Here is a 17106-nt window from a genome sequence, read left to right on the forward strand (position 1 = left end):
AATTTTTCTGGGTCATGGCTTCGCCTTTCCGTCTGACGCATGACCGTGGTCCGAAAAGTCTGCAACGTTTCGGGGTCATGCACCGAGCCCCCTGGCGCGCGCGGCCGAACCGATAAAGCCGTTGATGGCGGCAAACAGTTCCGGTTCGTCGAGCAGGAAGGCGTCGTGGCCGCGGTCGGTCTCGATCTCGACGAAGGAAACCGAGGCACCGGCGGCGTTGAGCGCGTGCACGATCGAGCGGCTCTCTTCGGTCGGGAACAGCCAATCCGACGTGAAGGACACCAGGCAGAAGCGGGTCTTGGTGCCGGCAAAGGCGTCCGCCAGCCGGCCGCCATGGTCGGCGGCAAGGTCGAAATAATCCATCGACCGTGTCATGTAGAGGTAGGAGTTGGCGTCGAAGCGGTCGACGAAGGTCATGCCCTGGTGGCGCAGATAGCTCTCGATCTGGAAATCGGCATCGAAGCCGAAGGTCAGCGCTTCGCGGTCCTGCAGGTTGCGGCCGAATTTGCGGTGCAGGGCGGCTTCCGACAGATAGGTGATGTGGGCGGCCATGCGCGCCACCGCCAGCCCCTTTTCCGGGCGCTTGCCGTGCTCGAAATATTTGCCGCCATGCCAGTCCGGATCGGCCATCACGGCCTGCCGCCCGACCTCGTGGAAGGCGATGTTCTGTGACGAATGGCGCGCGCCGGTGGCGATCGGCAGTGCCGAGAACACCCGCTCGGGATAGCTCGACGCCCATTGCAGCACCTGCATGCCGCCCATCGAGCCGCCCAGCACGCAGAACAGCTTCTCGATGCCGAAATGGTCGACCAGCATCTGCTGCGCACGCACCATGTCGCGGATGGTGATGACAGGAAGGTCGAGCCCATAGGGCTTTCCCGTGGCGGGGTTGGTCGAAGCCGGCCCGGTGGAACCAAGGCAGCCGCCGATGACGTTGGAACAGATGACGAAGAAACGGTTGGTGTCGATGATCTTGCCGGGGCCGATCAGCACTTCCCACCAGCCTGGCTTGCCGGTCACCGGATTGGTGTTGGCGACATGCTGGTCGCCGGTCAGTGCATGGCAGACGAGGATGGCATTGGAACGGGCATCGTTCAGAACGCCATAGGTCTGATAGGCGATCTGGAACGGCGACAGCACCGTGCCGGCATCGAGCTTGAGCGGCTTGTCGGGTCCGAAACGCAACACCAGGCTCGACGGATTGTCGACCTCGTTGTTGGTCCTTGCTGCGCGCAGAGCGGCCATTCCTAATCTCTCTTGCTGCATCGTTTCTTGCGAAAATCTCCGCTGATTTTCGCGGCGCCGATGCGGTCGTCCGGGCCGGTAGCGGACAATAAAAAACCGGCATTGCCTTCGCAAAGCCGGTTACGTCACGCAAACGGCCCTTTAGCGAATTGTTTAACGTGGCTGCAAGCCGACCGGCCAAATCACCACGGAACTGTCACCGCCCTTCTAGAACCCGCCCGCCTCGCCGTCAATGGCGGCGGCTGGCACTAGTGCCGCCTCTCGACATTGCCGGCCATGGCTTGTATTTCCGCAGCGGCTTCCGGATGGAGGCATTTTCGACGGATTTTGCAAGACATGAACCAGACACCGGATCAGGCACGTCCAACCCCCCGCGCGGGCATCATGGACATAGACGCCTATGTGCCCGGCAAGAGCACGGCGCCGGCCGGGGTCGCCAAGGTCTACAAGTTGTCGTCGAACGAGAACCCGCTTGGGCCGTCGCCGAAGGCGATCGAGGCCGCGCGTGAGGTCGCCGGCAAACTCGACATCTATCCCGACGGCACCGCCAGGCGGTTGCGCGAGGCGATCGCCGAGGTGCATGGCCTCAACGCGCAGAACATCATCTGCTCCAACGGTTCCGACGAGATCCTTGGCCTGTTGGCACAGACCTATCTCGCGCCCGGCGACGAGGCCATGTTCACCGAACACGCCTTCATGGTCTACAAGATCTACATCCAGTCGGCCGGCGCCACCCCGGTCGTGGTCAAGGAGACCGACGAGCGCGCCGACATCGATGCGATGCTGGCGGCTGTGACGCCGCGCACGAAAATCGTGTTCCTGGCCAATCCCAACAATCCGACCGGCACCTATGTGCCGTTCCAGGAGGTGCGTCGCCTGCATGCCGGACTGCCGAAAAACGTGCTGCTGGTGCTGGACGCGGCCTATGCCGAATATGTCCGCCGCAACGATTACGAAGCCGGCATCGAGCTGGCCGGCAGCGCCGAGAACGTGGTGATGACCCGCACCTTCTCCAAGATCGGTCTCGGCGGAGCGCGTATCGGCTGGATGTATGGTCCGATGCACATTGTCGATGCGATCAACCGCGTGCGCGGCCCCTTCAACGTCAATGCGACCGCGATCGAGGCCGGCATCGCCGCGATCCGCGACCGCGCCCATGTCGAGCGCAGCGTGGCGCATAACGAGACCTGGCTCGCCTGGCTGAGCGAGGAGATGACTGGACTCGGACTGCGCGTGACGCCCAGCGTCGGCAATTTCCTGCTCATTCATTTTCCCGACGACCAGAGGCATTCGGCGGCTGCGGCGGATGATTATCTGAGCGCGCGCGGCTATATTCTGCGGCGCGTTTCAGGCTACGGCTTTCCCAACGCGCTGCGAATGACCGTCGGTACCGAAGAGGCCAATCGCGGCGTTGTCGCCGCGCTCAAGACATTCCTGAAAAGCTAGAACGCCTGAAAAGTTACACACCATGGCATCACCGATGTTCGAAAAAATCGCGCTGGTCGGCATCGGCCTGATCGGCTCGTCGCTGGCCCGCGTCATTCGCCGCGAAGGCCTGGCTCGCCATGTCGCGATCTCGACGCGCAGTGTGGCAACGCTCAAGCGAGCCGAGGAACTGGGACTAGGCGATTCCTACACCACCGATTCCAGGGAAGCTGTGCGTGATGCCGATCTGGTCATCGTCTCGGTGCCGGTGGGCTCATCCGGTGCGGTGGCGCAGGAGATTGCGCCGGCGCTAAAAAAAGGTGCGATCCTCACCGATGTCGGCTCAACCAAGGCCTCAGTCATCGCGCAGATGCAGCCGCATGTGCCTGAGGGCGTCCATTTCATTCCCGGCCATCCGCTGGCGGGTACCGAAAAATCCGGCCCGGATGCCGGATTTGCCGACCTGTTCGACAATCGCTGGTGCATCTTCACGCCGGTGCCGGGCACCGATCCGGAGGCGCTGGAACGGCTGTCGGAATTCTGGCGCCGCTGCGGCGCCAACATCGACACGATGGATCCGCAGCATCACGACATGACGCTGGCCATCGTCTCGCATCTGCCGCACATCATCGCCTACAACATCGTCGGCACCGCCGACGACCTGGAATCGGTGACCAAGACGGAAGTGATCAAATATTCCGCCTCCGGCTTTCGCGATTTCACGCGTCTGGCCGCCTCCGATCCGACCATGTGGCGGGACGTGTGCCTGCACAACAAGGATGCCATCCTGGAAATGCTGGCGCGCTTCTCGGAAGATCTGGCGTTCCTGCAGCGCGCGATCCGCTGGGGCGATGGCGACAAACTCTTCGACCTGTTCACCCGCACCCGCGCCGTGCGCCGCTCGATCATCGAGGCGGGCCAGGATATCGACGCGCCGGACTTTGGCCGCCAGGCGGTCGAGCATCCGGCAAAGAGCTAAGCTGTTTCAGGCCAGGTCGCTGCCATCATGGCGAGCGTTTCCGCCCGATCCGGCGCGCCCAGCCTGCCGCCGAAGCGCAGGCATTTGAGCGCGGCGGCGGCACTCGCAAAGCGCAGTGCGTGCTCGATCGCCATGGCTTCCGCCAGCCCAACGGCAAAGGCGCCATGAAAGACATCGCCGGCGGCCAGCGTGTCGACCGCCTTGATCCTCGGCGCCTCGACATGGCGGGATGATCCGGCGCTTCGATCGAACCACCAGGTACCCGCCGCGCCGCCGGTGACCGCGACGAAGGCGTCGGTGCTGGAGGCGAGATCCTCGCAAGCGGTCTCCAGATCCAACGCGTGGCCGCAGATGATACGCACTGCCGGTTCGGAGGCGACGATGTGCGAGGCCAGCGGCAACAGTTGCTCCAGCACCGCCAGCGGCGCGGTATCGGCATCGAGGATAGCCGGCCTGCCCGCGGCGCGCGCCGCGTTCAGGGCAAGTGCCGCTGCACCCGGCCAGCGCACGTCGGCCAGCACGGCATCGAACGCCGTGATGTCGGGAAACGGCAAGGCTTCGGGATCAGCCTGCGCACGCGTGTCGTAGAACGGCACGATGATACGCTCGCCATGCGCATCGACCAGGATCGAGGCCAGCGCCGAGCGTGCGCCGCTGACGCGGCGCACATGGCTGCAATCGACGCCCTCGGCCTCGATTCCAGCGATCAGCTGATCGCCGACAGGATCGTCGCCAGCACTCGCCCATAGCGATATCTCGGCGCCGAGACGACGTGCGGCGCAGGCCGCGCTCGTGGCCATGCCCGAGGCGATCTGGACGCCGTCCGAGGCGATGAATTTTCCCTGATGCGTCGGAAGCGACTCGACGCGCAGGATGGTGTCCAGCGTCAGCGCTCCAACACTCAAGAGCCTCACGGGTCTTGCCATGGGTGCTATTGCACCGGCTTGATCTTGCCCAGCGGGATAAAGCCGAGCGAGGCCTTGCCCTTGACCACCTTCAGCGGCATCGACGGCTCGCTGCCGAGTAGAGCCAGGGCGCCAAAACCTTGCTCGATCGCATTCTTCTGCTCGGGCACGGCGCCGGCAAGGATAGATGCCACGGCCTTCGGATCCTTGATCCTGATCATCAGATCGGCATCGACCAGGCCTTCTGCATCGACCGACAGCGGTCCGGAAACGGTGACACGCGCCGTCCCCGACGACAGATCGAGATTACGGATTTCGATCCTCTGGCCGCGCAGGCTTTTCACCTGCGTGCCGACCAGCGCCACGCCGTTCTTCAGTGTCACGTCGCCGCTGGCATCGAGCGCCGGCAGCACGCGCCCGCCGATCGTGTCGGGATCGATTTCAAGATCGCCAAAGCTGCCGACATAGTCGATATCCGCGCCATTCGGCTGCAACTGGCCTGATGCCTTGCCGGCACTGAACAGCTCGACTGGATCGGTATCGTCGGCCGGATCGGTCTGGCCCGACAGGCCCTCGGCCTGCAGCGCTATACGTCGCGGCAGCGGATACCACAGTTTGACGTTGGCCTGCAGATTGTCCCAGTCGATCCAGAGCGGCATCATGCCCGGGACGGAGGTTCGGAGCGGACCGCGCAGATTGGCAACCGGCGACAAGGGCTGGGCGATCTGGGCGGTGGCATTGAAGGAGCCGGCCGAGGCGGCAATGTTCTTGGCATCGTCCTCGTAGGCGAGATTGTCGCAAGAGACGGCAAAGCTCAGCGGATAGCCACTGACCTCGAGGTTGGCGCAGCCAGCCTGGATGCCGCTCTTATTGAGCGTGGCAACCGCCTTGTCGGCCTCCGACCTGACCCTGTTGGCCAGATAGAACCATCCGGCGCTGTATATGGCGAACAGCACCAGGATGAACGCGGCAAGCCACCATAGGCGGCGACGGTTACCCGGTCGGCGTTCGTCACTTGACGTCATGCTTTGGCTCGATTCCGGGAACACCAGTGGACAGAGACGATAGGTAGACGGACACGGGCGGAAAAAACACCGGTTTCCGGTGCGGTGTTGCCATTCTTTTGCAATCAGGCGCGGTGATATGGGCGATTTTTGGGTGTTCGGCTACGGTTCGCTGATCTGGCGGCCCGGTTTCGCGCATGTCGAGACACGGCGTGCGCGCCTGCATGGCTACCGCCGCTCGCTTTGCGTCTATTCCTTCGTGCACCGCGGCACGCGCCAGCGGCCGGGACTGGTGCTTGGCCTCGACCATGGCGGGTCCTGCGTCGGCCTCGCCTTCCGCGTGCCCGGCGAACTGCGCGACGAGGTCATTGCCTATCTGCGTGAGCGCGAGCTTGTCACCAGCGTCTATCTCGAGCGGACGCTCAAGGTTCGTCTCGACGGCGGCGGCGCGGTCGAGGCCGTGGCCTACATCGTCGACCGCAAGCATGAGCAATATGCCGGGGCGATGGACGCGGCGGATGCAGCGGCCGTGGTGCGTGGCGCGGTCGGCCGATCGGGCAACAACGAGGACTATGTGCTGAGTACGCTGAAGCATCTGGAAGCACTGGGCATCCGCGACCACTGGCTGGAGGAGGTGAAACGGGGGATAGCGTCTTTGTGAAGCGCTGGCTCTGCGGAAAACGGTGGCCAGGGCCTTTGACCTCGATGCGGCAAGACCTAGGTTAGGCTCCGAACCCAGCCAGCGGGCGGCATCGCCCGGCCCCAATCATCACGGAGATCCGTCTTGCAGAAACGCCGTCTCGGTCGCACCGACCTTTCCATCGCGCCGCTGGTTCTGGGCGGCAATGTCTTCGGCTGGACCGCTGACGAGAAGACCTCCTTCGATCTGCTCGACCGCTTCGTCGGCGCGGGCCTCAATGCCATCGATACGGCCGACGCCTATTCGCGTTGGGTTCCCGGCAACAAGGGCGGTGAATCGGAAACCATCATCGGCAAATGGATGAAGGACCGCGGCAATCGCGACAAGGTCGTGGTGGTCACCAAGGTCGGCTCGGATATGGGGCAGGGCCACAAGGATCTGTCCGCCGCCTATATTGAAAAGGCCGTCGATGCATCGCTGAAGCGGCTGCAGACCGAATTCATCGATCTTTATCTGTCGCACTGGCCGGATCCGACGACGCCCTATGAGGAAACGCTCGGCGCCTATGAGAAACTGCTCGCCAAGGGCAAGATCCGCTATGCCGGCTGTTCCAACCTCGATGCCGGCCAGTTGCGTGCTGCACTTGACGTGGCAAGCCTGCGCGGCCTGCCGCGCTACGAGGTGCTGCAGCCGGAATACAATCTCTACGACCGCTCCTCCTTCGATGGCCCGCTGCGCGACCTCTGCGTGGCCGAGGATGTCGGCGTCATCACCTATTTCAGCCTGGCCAAAGGTTTCTTGAGCGGCAAGTACCGCACGGAAGCCGATCTTGGCCAGAGCGAGCGCGGGGAGGATGTCGGCAGCTATCTCAATCCACGCGGCACGCGCATTCTGGCGGCGCTCGACGCCGTATCCGCCAGGCATTCGGCCAAGCAGGCGGAAGTGGCGCTTGCCTGGGCCATGGCGCGGCCGGGCGTCACCGCGCCGATCGCCAGCGCCACCAAGCCAAGCCAGATGGACAGCCTGATCAGGGCGGTGTCGTTGAAGTTGAGCGCCGACGATATGGCCGAGCTCGACAAAGCCAGCGCCTGAGGGCTGCCGGCAAGACGGGACGCACGAACGTCCAAGACGATCCTCATGCCTTGCCATACCGTCCTTCGCACGGGCTCAGGGCGGAGGACCAGATGGACGGATCGCTTCTTTCGCAGCCGGAGCCTTGGCGCCAATTGCTTGCGCTGTTGCTGGCCGCCACCGTCGTCATGGGCAGCCCTGGGCCGGCGACGATAAGCGTTACCGCCGTCGGCGCCGCCTTCGGCCTGCGCGATTCGCTTCGCTACACCGGCGGCATCGTCCTAGGCACGATCGCCGTGCTGCTGGTTGTGGCGACCGGGGTTATGGCGGTGCTTGGGTCGATGCCGAAGCTGGCGCCGTTGCTGGTTGTCGCATCGGCGGCCTACATCCTCTATCTCGCCTTCAAGATTGCCACCGCGCCGCCGCTGGCCGCACGTGTCGCCGAGGCTTCGCGCCCAACCTGGCTGGCTGGATTTCTCCTGGCGGTCGCCAACCCCAAGGCCTATGTGGCGATCGCCGCCGTGTTCGCCGGCGCCTCGTCGAGAAAGGGCGATGTCGAGCTCGGCCTGTGGACGAAACTGACTGTTCTGGCGGTGATGATCGTCGTCATCCACGCCGTGTGGCTTGTTGCCGGCGCGGCGTTCGCACGCTTCCTGCGCAGGCCTGTCGCCTCGCGGATCATCAATCTGGTCTTTGCCGCGACGCTGCTGTTGACCACGGTGCTGGCTGTGTACGGTTGACGATCAGGCCGCGGAGCCGTCAAGCTTCGCGCCGAGTTCCCGCAACCGCTTTGCCGCCGTTGTCGGCAGGGCCGGCGGGTTGGGCGCGCGTGATGCCTCGACAAGAAGCTGGTCACAGGCGGCTTCCGTCTCGCCGATCAGCCGCGCCATGAACTCTTCCTTGCCCAGACCCGGCGGTATGGGCGGCAGGAAGCGTGCCTTGATGGTTCCGGGATAGCGGAGGAACTTGCGGCGCGGCCAGTAGAGGCCGGCGACATGGGCGACCGGCACCACCGGAACGCCAAGCTGCGAATAGATTTCAACGATGCCGTATTTGTAGGCCGGCTCGTCGCCCGGCGCCCGGCGCGTGCCCTCGGGATAGATGATCAACTGGCGCGGGTTGCGCGCCATTTCTTCTTTGGTCGCGGCGACCACCGCCTTCAAGGCCTTGGAGCGGCTGCCGCGATGCACCGGGATCATGCGCATCTTCAAGATGTACCAGCCGAAAAACGGGATCCAGGTCAGCTCGCGCTTCAGGATGTAGAGCGGGTCCTGGAGGTAAGGGAAGAAGGCGATAGCGTCCCAGAACGACTGGTGCTTGGGCGCCAGGATGAACGAACCCTCGGGCAGGTTTTCCTGCCCGGTGATGTCATTCTTCGTTCCGGCGATCTTGTCATAGAGCCACATCGAGGTGCGCGACCAGAATTTCGGCACGAACCAGGCACGGTGGCGAGGTGACAGGAAATAGTAGGGGGTCCAGAGGATCATCTGGACGATCAGATTGACGTAGAAGACGAAATTGAACGCCAGCGATCTGACATAGAGCATGGGGGAGGTCCGGTGAGGAAGTGTGCGTTGGTTACACCAAGCGCGGGGAAAAAGGAAACGGTGCGATGCTGCCCGTCCTACCAGGTTGCCTGCGCCAGGCGTTCCCTCAGGCGTGGGGCGGCAAAGTCGAGGAAGGCGCGCAGTTTCACCGGCAGCCGGCCCTGGCCCGCATGCACCAGGTTTACCGGCCAAGGCTCGGGTTCGAAATCCCCGAGCACGGGGCGCAGTGTTCCTGATCGTGCGGCGGCAACGATCTGGTAGGAAAGCACCCGCGTCAATCCGACACCGGCGATCGCCGCATCGATCGCCGCCTCGGCGGTGTTGACCCGGAGCCTCGAGCGGACCGGTACGATAAAATCAGCCTTGTCCACGCTGAAGGTCCAGGTGGCAAGCGAGCCAAGGCCCTCGAAGGTGATGCAGCTGTGCGTCTCGAGCTCTCCCGGGGTCCGTGGAATGCCGTGCGCGGCCAGGTAGGCCGGGCTTGCGCAGACAACATGACCGATCGAGCCGACCCTGATGGCGACCATGCGCGAATCCGGCAGCCTGCCGATGCGGATGGCGAGGTCGATATGGTCCTCGGCCAACTGGCTTATCCTGTCGCCGAGCGTGAGGCGGATATCCACCAGGGGATAGGCGGCCAGGAAGTCGGTGACGACGGGCAGAACGTGAAGGCGGCCGAAGACAATCGGCGCGGTGATGATCAATTCCCCTGTCGGGGCGCTGTATTCGCCGCCGGCGGTGCGTTCGGCGTCGCCGACGTCGTCCAAAATGCGGCGGCAGGCCGCGAGATAGGCATGGCCCGCATCGGTCAGTGTGAGCCGCCGCGTCGAGCGGTTCAACAGCCGTGTCTTCAGGTGCCGCTCCAGCTCGGAGACCTTGCGGCTGACCGTTGCCAGCGGAACGTCCGAACGGCGCGCGGCGGCGGAAAGGCTGCCGCCTTCCGCCGCCGCGACGAAAAGGGACATGGCTTCAAGACGATCCATCATTTCTTCCAGAAAATGGAAGGGTTGATTGCAAATATGGCATCTACATCCGCAACATGGAAGGCTGCATATAAGCGAGGCATCTCAACAAGGAAATCTTCATGCCCCGCATTGCCACGCCTTCGTCGATCGCAACCGCTCCCGCCGCCGCGCAGCCAATGCTGCAGGCCGTGGAAAAACAGCTCGGTGTCGTGCCGAACCTGTTTCGGATGGTCGCCAACAGTCCGGCCGCGCTGGAAGGTTATCTCGGCATGATGGGAGCTTTGGCCAAGGGCCGGCTTGCGGCGCCGACGCGCGAGCGCATCGCGCTGGCGATCGCCGAGATCAATGGCTGCAACTATTGTCTGTCCGCGCACAGCTATCTCGGCAAGACGCTCGCCAGGCTCGACGATGCCGAGATGATCGCCAACCGCCACGGCGGCTCCTCGGACCCCAAGGCAGCTGCGGCGGTGCGTTTTGCCGCCAGCGTTGCGCAAAGCCGAGGACAGGTCGGCCAGGAGGATCTCGCCGCTGTCAGGCTCGCAGGCTATGACGATGGGGAGATCATCGAGATCGTCCAGCATGTCGCCCTGAACGTCTGGACCAACTATATCAATGAGGTTGCCCAGACCGACATTGATTTTCCGGTTGTTTGCGCCCGAGATGCTGCCTGAATCCGGATAGGAGTGGCGGTGCCCATCGGTCCCCACCCTTCATGCCGCAGAGGAATCCCATGTCTGAGAGCCGCCCGCCGCTTCCACCCTTCACCGCCGAGACGTCAGCCCAGAAGGCGCGCATGGCTGAGGATGCCTGGAACTCGCGCGACCCGGCGCGGGTTGCGCTTGCCTATACGGCGGACAGCCGCTGGCGCAACCGCGCCGAATTCCTGCAAGGGCGCGATGCTATCCAGGCCTTCCTGACCCGCAAATGGAGCCGCGAACTCGACTACCGGCTGATCAAGGAGGTGTGGGCCTTCCACGACAACCGCATCGCCGTGCGCTTCGCCTATGAATGGCACGACGACAGCGGCTCATGGTTCCGCAGTTATGGCAACGAGAACTGGGAATTCGATGAGCACGGGCTGATGCGCCTGCGCATCGCCAGCATCAACGACCTGCCGATTGCCGAGGCCGAGCGCAAATATCACTGGCCGCTCGGCCGGCGGCCGGACGACCACCCGACGCTGTCGGAGCTCGGGCTCTAGAAACATGCAAGGAGGTCTCGATGAACGCACACGCTTTTACGAGCGATGTCGCCTTCACGCCGACAGTCAAGGCGATCCAGGCGCGCAAGGGTTCGCGCCAGTCCTATGCCCGCGTCGAGGAGCGCGGCGGCTGGCAATCGGCGATCACACCGGACCTTGCCGCTTTCATCAAAATGCAGACCAGCGTCTTCCTGTCGACTGCCAATGGCGATGGCCAGCCCTATATCCAACACCGCGGCGGCCCTGCCGGCTTTCTCAAGGTGCTTGACGAGAAGACGGTCGGCTTCGCGGATTTTCTGGGCAATAAGCAGTTCATCACGCAGGGCAATCTGGCCGACAATCCGAGGGCCTTCCTGTTCCTGATCGATTACATGATGCGCCAGCGCATCAAGATCTGGGGTACGGCGCGCATTGTCGAAGACGATGCCGAGTTGACAGCGAGGCTGATGCCGCCGGACTACAAGGCGCGTCCCGAGCAGGTCATCCTGTTCACCGTCTCGGCGTGGGACGCCAATTGCCCGCAACATATACCGCAGCGCTTCGAGGCGGCTGATGTGGCGGCGGCGCTTGCCGAGCGCGACCGGCGCATCCAGAACCTTGAACGGGAGATCGCGCGCCTCAAGGGCGTTTCAGGGGCTGGCGCCAAGGAATGACGCGGGCTCAGCCGCCGGCGGCGGTTTCGGCCAGCGCGATGCCTTCGGGCGTCGGCTTCACCGGGATAATACCACGTGCCAACGCCAGCAGATATTTGGTGTATTCGGTGAACAGCACCCGCAACGCCCGCGGCTTGGTCAGCCAGCCGCCATTGTCGAGATTGGAATTGACCACCGGATAGGGCTCAAGCTTGGCGCCATGCAACAGCCGTCCCATCTCCAGCAGGCTGCGTGGCATGTGATAGTTGTTGGTGACCAGGATCACCGTGCCATAGGCATGGTTTTCCACCCATTTGGCGCTCTCCTCGGCATTGCCGATCGTGTCGAGCGCGGCCCGATCGATGTCGACGCAGCAGGAAAACAGTTTCTTGTCGCCGCCGGTCGCCGCCTGAAGCTGGCGACGGCTGGCCGAGGGATGGACGCCGCTGATCAAGAGCCGCTCGCCCTTACCGGACGCGAGCAGTTCCATCGCGGCGTCGAGCCGCGATTGGCCGCCGGTCAGCACGATGATGGCATCGGCCTTGGCCGGGTTGGCGGGCGTGGTCAGGTGACTGACCTTGCTGGCAAACCAGCCGAAGCCGCCAGCGAACACCATTGCGAGCATAAGCAGGGATAGAGCGAAGAGACGCAGGGCGGTCCTTAAACGGCTAACCTTGCCATGGCCGCGCCAACGGGCAACCACCACTGGCAGCTGTCCAGCCGTCCCGGTCGAATCCCGCACGTCCATAGCCATATGGTTAATCCCGAAATGCGGCGTTTGGTAGGTAAAAGACGCACTTTGCGTTACGCAAATTCTCCATCCGTGATCGCGCTCGTTCCATCCACGCCAAGACGAACTCCTTTCATGCGTCGGGTTGGCGAACGTCGATGTCGCTGAGATAGGCGACGACGGTGGCGTGTGAGGTCGCCGCCGTCAGCGCGCCAATCACCAGCACCATCAGGACGACACCCAGGTAACCCGCCGAGCCGATGGCGAAGTTGCCGAACAAAGCGGTTGCCTGATCGGCCTGTGGTGTTGCCATGTTGCGCGACGACCACCAGGAGAAAACGATGAAGACGAGCACCGCCGCCGCTCCGCCGGCAGCCGCGCCCTTCATGCCTGTGACCAGGAAATGCCGGCGGAATTCGCGCGCGATGAACTGCGCTTCGGCGCCGACGAAATGCAGCACCTCGATGATGTGGCCGTTGCCGGCCATGGCGCCGCGGGTGGCAAAGACCACCGTCAGCACGGTTGCCGACAGCATCAGGGCCAGAACGGCGATGCCGATGGTCACCGTGGTGCGGGCCATGGCTACCAGCCGGTCGACCCAGGTGCGGTGGTCGTCGAGCGATGCGCTCGGCAGTTTCGGCGCGATCGCGGCGCGCATGGCGGCGAAGTCTGGCGGGCTGTTCTCGTCGATGGTGACGATGATCAGGCGCGGCACCGGCAGGTCGTCGATATTGAGGCCCGAACCTAGCCAGGGCTCCAGCAGCCTGGCGGTCGCTTCGCGGTCGATGATCCGGGTCGACTTCACGCCGGGGAATTCGCTGGCGATCTGCGAAGCCTGGGTAAGCGCTGCCTCCATGTCGAGGCCGTCGGTCGGTTTGATCTGGATGGTCGCCTCGCGCGAAATCTGGTTTTCCCATACCGAGGCCGTATCGCGCACCAGCGTCACCGCGCCGAAGGTCAGGCAGGACAGGAAGGTCATGATGGCTATGACCAGCACCAAGGCGCGGCCGGCAATGTTCTGCGCCGGCACGATCGGCGCCATCTTGCGCTGGGCGCGCGGTCTTGCGACGGCTGCCTCGGCGTCCTGCTCTTCGAAATGCTCGGCGGACAGATCAGTCATAGATATCCAGCCTTCCGCCGGCCAGGATCATGCGGCGCGCGTCGACCTGTTCCATCAAGCCGAGATCGTGGGTAGCGATCACCACCGCGGTGCCGAGGCGATTGAGTTCGATGAACAGCCGCAGCAGGCGCCGCGCCAGCGGCGGATCGACATTGCCGGTCGGCTCGTCGGCGAGCAGGATTTCCGGCTGTTCGATCAGGGCGCGCGCGATCGCGGCGCGCTGCTTCTCGCCGCCTGACAGGACCGGCGGCAGCACATGCATGCGCTCGCCGAGCCCCACCCATTTCAAGAGCTCGGTGACGTCGGTGCGGTAGCTCGCCTCTTCGCGCCCGCGCACGCGCAATGGCAAAGCGACGTTTTCGTAAGTGGTCATGTGGTCGAGCAGGCGAAAATCCTGGAACACCACGCCGATGCGCCGGCGCAGGTGCGGCAGCTCGGTGCGTGAGATGCGGGAGCGGTCCTTGCCGAAGATGGTGATCAGCCCACGCGTCGGCTTCAGCGACATGAACAAAAGGCGCAGCAACGTCGTCTTGCCGGCGCCCGAAGGCCCGCTCAGGAATTGGAAGGAGCGCTCCGGTATATGCAGGGAGATGTCGCGGAGGATTTCCGGACCCATGCCATAGCGGAGGCCGACATTTTCGAAGCGAATCAATTTCGATGACCTGAGGTTCCTGGCCGCGGCGAGCCAGCCTGTTCTGTGAAAAGACCATCGGCCGGCATGGTTAACCGGCGGTTAATTCCTGGCTTGTTTCGGCTCTTCAAGAGGGCTCCGGTGGGGAAGCGTTAACCATTTGTGTTTACGCAAAAGAAACGAAAAGCGAACGTGCCGCAATGCTGGGGCCATGATGGCTGAGGAACGAACCGCGCGCCCGGTTTCCGGCGAAATCATGACCGAACCGCCGGCAATTGCCATGGCGGACCGGATCGTGCGCGGTCCGGTGGCAGATATCGTCGATGCGGACTATGTTGTGGTGTCGCGGCCCGCTTCACCGGTCGAAAACGTTTCGCCGCTGCCGCGCCTGATTGTCACCCCGCCCATCGATGGCATGGACATGCTGCGCAAGCCGGAAGCGCCGGCGGAACGGCGGCCGGCCTCGCGCGGCGGTCCGATTTTCTGGATCGCCGGCATCGGTGCAGCCCTTGCCGCGTTCTGGGTTTCCGGTGGCCACGCTCTGGTGCGCCAGGCGCCGCTCCTGGCCGGCGCGCAAGCGTCGGCGCTGACCATTTCAGGCGTCACCTCACACGTCGACGTCTCGGGCGCCAATCCGGTGCTGTTCGTCGATGGGGAGGCCGCCAACGACGGAACAAGCCCCGCGACCCTGCCGCCGCTCGAAATCCGGGTGACGGGCAATGACGGGCGCACGACCCGCTATACGTTGGGGACATCCGGCCATTCGCTGGCGTCGGGCGAAAGATTCGGCTTTGCCAGCCGGCTCGACGTGCCTAAGAACGGCGTAAGAACCGTTTTGGTTACTTTCGCCAAGTAGGCGACACCGGGGAAGACCATCAATGCCCATCGTACGCGGCAAGGACATCGAAGTTCTGTTTTCGGCATCGGCGATCGCGCGGCGCAATCTCGAACTCGCCAAGGAGATCGCCGGGCACGACTATCACGATCTCTTGGTGATTTCTGTGCTGAAAGGCTCGTTCATCTTCGCCGCCGACCTGATCCGGGCCATGCACGATGTCGGCCTGTCGCCGGAAGTCGAGTTCATCTTCATCTCCAGCTATGGCGCCGGCACCAGCAGCGGCGAGGTGAGGGTGCTGCGCGACATCGACAACGAGGTTGCCGGCCGCGACGTGCTGTTGATCGACGACATTCTGGAATCGGGCAAGACGCTGAGCTTCACCCGCGACCTGATGCTGTCGCGTGGCGCGAAAAGCTGTTCCATCGCCGTGCTGCTCGACAAGCGCATGCGCCGCCAGACCGCGCTCAATGCCGACTATGTCGGCTTCGACTGCCCCGACTATTTCGTCGTCGGCTATGGCATGGACGTTGCGCACGCCTTTCGTGAATTGCCGTTCGTGGGTGTCGTCAAAGGCGACGTTTGAGCCACTCCCCAAAAAGACTTGCTGACCCGTCCCGCCTTCAGGAAAAGTCAACTTTTCACCGCCAAATATGCCGGCCATGGCAAAGCTTCTGATCGTCGAGGACGATGAGTCCGTCCGCACCCTGGCAGCCCGCGCGCTCGAACGCGCCGGCCACGCAATCGATATCGCCGCCGATGGCGCGCAGGGGCTTTCGCTGATCCGCGCCGCAAACGGCGGCTACGATCTCGTCGTCTCCGACATCCGCATGCCGGAGATGGACGGCATCGAGATGGCGGTTGCGGCCGCGGCGCTTTTCCCGGCGATGAAGATCATGCTGATGACCGGCTATGCCGACCAGCGCGAGCGCGCCGAGGAATTGAACGGCATCATCCTCGATGTCGTGCAAAAGCCCTTCACGCTGGCCGAGATCCGTTCGCGCGTCGAACGGGCGCTGATCTGCTTCGCCTGATCAGGCTGGATCCCTGGCGACAAGCGCCGGCGCCGGAGCGGTCCGCCGCTCGGTGTTGAGCGCCAGCAGGCCGGCGCCGATGATGAGCGCCGCGCCGATCACGGTTGTCGAGCGTGGTACCTCGGCGAAGAACAGGAAACCCCACAGCGGCGACCACAGGATGCCGGTGTATTCGAAGGTGGCGACGCGGTTGGCCGGCGCCAGCCGGTAGCCTTGCGAGAGCAGGATCATGCCGGCCGAGGCGACGAACCCGCACGCCGCCATTTTCAGGAAATCCGGCAGTGACGGCCAGATCCACGGCCGCACCAGGAATTCGAGGCTCGGATGGACGGCGTGGGTTATGCCGGCGAGGTGGAACGTGCCGGCGACCACGGCGGCGCCGACGAGATAGGCGCCGTTCTGGTAGAAGGCCATGACGGTAGACGATTCGGTGTCGCCGATCTTGCGGGCCATCAATTGCGAGAAGCCGTAGAGCGCCGCCGAGCCCAGCGACAGCAAGGCCGCCCAATCGAACAGCCCAGCGCCTGGACGCACCATCACGACCACGCCGAGCAATCCGATCAGCACGGTCGCCAGCGTCCGCCAGGAAACGCGTTCGCCAAGATACGACCCGGCCAGTGCCATGATGAACAGCGGCGCCATGAAATAGAGCGCCACGGCGTCGGCCAGCGGCAGGGCGGCGATGGCCAGGTAGTACACCGTGTAGGAGGTGAACTGAATGAAGGCGCGTATCGTCAGCAGGCCGAAGCGCCGCGACAGGATGGCACGCAAGCCGACATCGGCATGGACGAGAACGATCAGGATCGGCAAGGCGACGATCGAGCGGATCGCCATCACCTCGGTCACCGGATAGCCGCTCGACACGGCTTTGACGAGCGGGTCCTGCAGCGAGAACACCAGCACGCCCAGGCACAGGCTCAGGATGCCGCGCACCATCCTATTGTGCATCCGTGTTCAGGCTCCCGCGCATACGATCCGGCGCCCCTGTCCAGATCAAAAAGAACCCGCCACCGTTTTCGGGCAGCGGGCACGAGTGAGGACTCTTCGATTGGTCCGCAGCCGATTTCGCGGCTGCATATCCAATGGGTGAGGCGACTATCGGTCGACGTTTGACATGTTGCAAACGAATTGGAATGATGCCA

20 protein-coding genes and 1 riboswitch are annotated in these 17106 nt (G+C 63.8%); of the genes, 11 read left to right on the forward strand and 9 right to left on the reverse strand.

From position 1 onward, the window contains the following. Window positions 1–75: 75 nt before the first annotated feature. Window positions 76–1245 (reverse strand): homoserine O-acetyltransferase, encoded by a 1170-nt coding sequence (locus EN808_RS00315; RefSeq protein ID WP_127872217.1) that lies wholly within the window; start codon window positions 1243–1245, stop codon window positions 76–78. Window positions 1246–1366: 121 nt separating this feature from the next. After that, window positions 1367–1444: riboswitch (SAM riboswitch) on the reverse strand. Between the two features lie 137 nt (window positions 1445–1581). Between EN808_RS00315 and hisC the strand changes: the two genes are divergently transcribed. Together hisC and EN808_RS00325 are read left to right on the forward strand one after the other, a co-directional pair. Continuing rightward, on the forward strand, window positions 1582–2691 hold the full coding sequence (hisC, locus tag EN808_RS00320; RefSeq protein WP_127278632.1) for a histidinol-phosphate transaminase: 1110 nt from the start codon (window positions 1582–1584) through the stop codon (window positions 2689–2691). A gap of 22 nt (window positions 2692–2713) precedes the next feature. Further along, window positions 2714–3649 (forward strand): prephenate/arogenate dehydrogenase family protein, encoded by a 936-nt coding sequence (locus tag EN808_RS00325; RefSeq protein WP_189343785.1) that lies wholly within the window; start codon window positions 2714–2716, stop codon window positions 3647–3649. On the opposite strand, the gene EN808_RS00330 is transcribed toward EN808_RS00325, so the two are convergent. Further along, on the reverse strand, window positions 3646–4575 hold the full coding sequence (locus tag EN808_RS00330; protein ID WP_127278634.1) for a sugar kinase: 930 nt from the start codon (window positions 4573–4575) through the stop codon (window positions 3646–3648). The genes EN808_RS00325 and EN808_RS00330 overlap by 4 nt on opposite strands. A gap of 5 nt (window positions 4576–4580) precedes the next feature. Then, window positions 4581–5579 carry a DUF2125 domain-containing protein gene (locus EN808_RS00335; RefSeq protein WP_127278635.1) on the reverse strand — a complete coding sequence of 333 codons (999 nt, stop codon included), beginning with the start codon at window positions 5577–5579 and terminating at the stop codon, window positions 4581–4583. Between the two features lie 118 nt (window positions 5580–5697). Here EN808_RS00335 and EN808_RS00340 point away from each other — a divergent pair, with 118 nt between their 5' ends. The 3 genes from EN808_RS00340 (at window position 5698) to EN808_RS00350 (ending at window position 8009) form a co-directional block, all read left to right on the forward strand. Then, window positions 5698–6219, forward strand: coding sequence for a gamma-glutamylcyclotransferase (locus tag EN808_RS00340; protein WP_127278636.1), 522 nt, complete (start codon window positions 5698–5700; stop codon window positions 6217–6219). 123 nt (window positions 6220–6342) lie between these two features. Next, complete coding sequence (locus EN808_RS00345; RefSeq protein ID WP_135914890.1) at window positions 6343–7290, forward strand: aldo/keto reductase; 948 nt, start codon at window positions 6343–6345, stop codon at window positions 7288–7290. 92 nt (window positions 7291–7382) lie between these two features. Beyond that, complete coding sequence (locus EN808_RS00350; protein WP_135914891.1) at window positions 7383–8009, forward strand: LysE family translocator; 627 nt, start codon at window positions 7383–7385, stop codon at window positions 8007–8009. Between the two features lie 3 nt (window positions 8010–8012). Here the strand turns inward: EN808_RS00350 and EN808_RS00355 are convergent, their stop codons facing one another. Together EN808_RS00355 and EN808_RS00360 are read right to left on the reverse strand one after the other, a co-directional pair. Then, entirely contained in the window at window positions 8013–8816 is an 804-nt protein-coding gene (locus EN808_RS00355) for a 1-acyl-sn-glycerol-3-phosphate acyltransferase (protein WP_127280817.1), read from the reverse strand. Window positions 8817–8893: 77 nt separating this feature from the next. Next, on the reverse strand, window positions 8894–9799 hold the full coding sequence (locus EN808_RS00360) for a LysR family transcriptional regulator (protein ID WP_135914892.1): 906 nt from the start codon (window positions 9797–9799) through the stop codon (window positions 8894–8896). A gap of 101 nt (window positions 9800–9900) precedes the next feature. On the opposite strand from EN808_RS00360, the gene EN808_RS00365 reads away from it, so the two are divergent. From EN808_RS00365 to EN808_RS00375, 3 genes are read left to right on the forward strand one after another with little or no spacing between them, the layout of a single operon-like run. Further along, a complete protein-coding gene (locus EN808_RS00365; RefSeq protein ID WP_127279428.1) occupies window positions 9901–10452 on the forward strand; it encodes a peroxidase-related enzyme in 552 nt (183 codons plus the stop codon). Between the two features lie 59 nt (window positions 10453–10511). Further along, entirely contained in the window at window positions 10512–10982 is a 471-nt protein-coding gene (locus EN808_RS00370) for a DUF1348 family protein (protein ID WP_135883484.1), read from the forward strand. Window positions 10983–11002: 20 nt separating this feature from the next. Continuing rightward, entirely contained in the window at window positions 11003–11635 is a 633-nt protein-coding gene (locus EN808_RS00375) for a pyridoxamine 5'-phosphate oxidase family protein (RefSeq protein ID WP_135914893.1), read from the forward strand. Between the two features lie 7 nt (window positions 11636–11642). Here the strand turns inward: EN808_RS00375 and EN808_RS00380 are convergent, their stop codons facing one another. From EN808_RS00380 to ftsE, 3 genes are all read right to left on the reverse strand, one after another. After that, window positions 11643–12368 (reverse strand): YdcF family protein, encoded by a 726-nt coding sequence (locus tag EN808_RS00380; protein ID WP_135914894.1) that lies wholly within the window; start codon window positions 12366–12368, stop codon window positions 11643–11645. 109 nt (window positions 12369–12477) lie between these two features. Next, window positions 12478–13464 (reverse strand): ABC transporter permease, encoded by a 987-nt coding sequence (locus EN808_RS00385; protein ID WP_135883481.1) that lies wholly within the window; start codon window positions 13462–13464, stop codon window positions 12478–12480. Continuing rightward, window positions 13457–14116: a cell division ATP-binding protein FtsE gene (ftsE, locus tag EN808_RS00390; RefSeq protein WP_010911739.1), complete on the reverse strand. Its 660-nt coding sequence runs from the start codon at window positions 14114–14116 to the stop codon at window positions 13457–13459. The genes EN808_RS00385 and ftsE overlap by 8 nt, the downstream gene beginning before the upstream one ends. Before the next feature lie 190 nt (window positions 14117–14306). Here ftsE and EN808_RS00395 point away from each other — a divergent pair, with 190 nt between their 5' ends. The 3 genes from EN808_RS00395 (at window position 14307) to EN808_RS00405 (ending at window position 15964) form a co-directional block, all read left to right on the forward strand. Further along, window positions 14307–14951 carry a hypothetical protein gene (locus EN808_RS00395; RefSeq protein WP_135914895.1) on the forward strand — a complete coding sequence of 215 codons (645 nt, stop codon included), beginning with the start codon at window positions 14307–14309 and terminating at the stop codon, window positions 14949–14951. 22 nt (window positions 14952–14973) lie between these two features. After that, complete coding sequence (gene hpt / locus EN808_RS00400; RefSeq protein ID WP_127279434.1) at window positions 14974–15516, forward strand: hypoxanthine phosphoribosyltransferase; 543 nt, start codon at window positions 14974–14976, stop codon at window positions 15514–15516. Between the two features lie 76 nt (window positions 15517–15592). Continuing rightward, window positions 15593–15964 carry a response regulator gene (locus EN808_RS00405; protein WP_167531492.1) on the forward strand — a complete coding sequence of 124 codons (372 nt, stop codon included), beginning with the start codon at window positions 15593–15595 and terminating at the stop codon, window positions 15962–15964. Here EN808_RS00405 and EN808_RS00410 read toward each other — a convergent pair whose 3' ends face one another. Beyond that, a complete protein-coding gene (locus tag EN808_RS00410; protein WP_135914896.1) occupies window positions 15965–16912 on the reverse strand; it encodes a DMT family transporter in 948 nt (315 codons plus the stop codon). Between the last annotated feature and the right edge of the window lie 194 nt (window positions 16913–17106).

Source organism: Mesorhizobium sp. M8A.F.Ca.ET.165.01.1.1 (assembly GCF_004792065.1).
Lineage (GTDB): Bacteria > Pseudomonadota > Alphaproteobacteria > Rhizobiales > Rhizobiaceae > Mesorhizobium.

Coding starts and splice junctions, on each gene's coding strand:
- EN808_RS00315 (WP_127872217.1), bottom strand. CDS start 1,245: ATGGCCGCTCTGCGCGCAGCAAGGACCAACAACGAGGTCGACAATCCG.
- hisC (WP_127278632.1), top strand. CDS start 1,582: ATGAACCAGACACCGGATCAGGCACGTCCAACCCCCCGCGCGGGCATC.
- EN808_RS00325 (WP_189343785.1), top strand. CDS start 2,714: ATGGCATCACCGATGTTCGAAAAAATCGCGCTGGTCGGCATCGGCCTG.
- EN808_RS00330 (WP_127278634.1), bottom strand. CDS start 4,575: ATGGCAAGACCCGTGAGGCTCTTGAGTGTTGGAGCGCTGACGCTGGAC.
- EN808_RS00335 (WP_127278635.1), bottom strand. CDS start 5,579: ATGACGTCAAGTGACGAACGCCGACCGGGTAACCGTCGCCGCCTATGG.
- EN808_RS00340 (WP_127278636.1), top strand. CDS start 5,698: ATGGGCGATTTTTGGGTGTTCGGCTACGGTTCGCTGATCTGGCGGCCC.
- EN808_RS00350 (WP_135914891.1), top strand. CDS start 7,383: ATGGACGGATCGCTTCTTTCGCAGCCGGAGCCTTGGCGCCAATTGCTT.
- EN808_RS00355 (WP_127280817.1), bottom strand. CDS start 8,816: ATGCTCTATGTCAGATCGCTGGCGTTCAATTTCGTCTTCTACGTCAAT.
- EN808_RS00360 (WP_135914892.1), bottom strand. CDS start 9,799: ATGGATCGTCTTGAAGCCATGTCCCTTTTCGTCGCGGCGGCGGAAGGC.
- EN808_RS00365 (WP_127279428.1), top strand. CDS start 9,901: ATGCCCCGCATTGCCACGCCTTCGTCGATCGCAACCGCTCCCGCCGCC.
- EN808_RS00370 (WP_135883484.1), top strand. CDS start 10,512: ATGTCTGAGAGCCGCCCGCCGCTTCCACCCTTCACCGCCGAGACGTCA.
- EN808_RS00375 (WP_135914893.1), top strand. CDS start 11,003: ATGAACGCACACGCTTTTACGAGCGATGTCGCCTTCACGCCGACAGTC.
- EN808_RS00380 (WP_135914894.1), bottom strand. CDS start 12,368: ATGGCTATGGACGTGCGGGATTCGACCGGGACGGCTGGACAGCTGCCA.
- EN808_RS00385 (WP_135883481.1), bottom strand. CDS start 13,464: ATGACTGATCTGTCCGCCGAGCATTTCGAAGAGCAGGACGCCGAGGCA.
- EN808_RS00395 (WP_135914895.1), top strand. CDS start 14,307: ATGATGGCTGAGGAACGAACCGCGCGCCCGGTTTCCGGCGAAATCATG.
- hpt (WP_127279434.1), top strand. CDS start 14,974: ATGCCCATCGTACGCGGCAAGGACATCGAAGTTCTGTTTTCGGCATCG.
- EN808_RS00405 (WP_167531492.1), top strand. CDS start 15,593: ATGGCAAAGCTTCTGATCGTCGAGGACGATGAGTCCGTCCGCACCCTG.
- EN808_RS00410 (WP_135914896.1), bottom strand. CDS start 16,912: ATGCACAATAGGATGGTGCGCGGCATCCTGAGCCTGTGCCTGGGCGTG.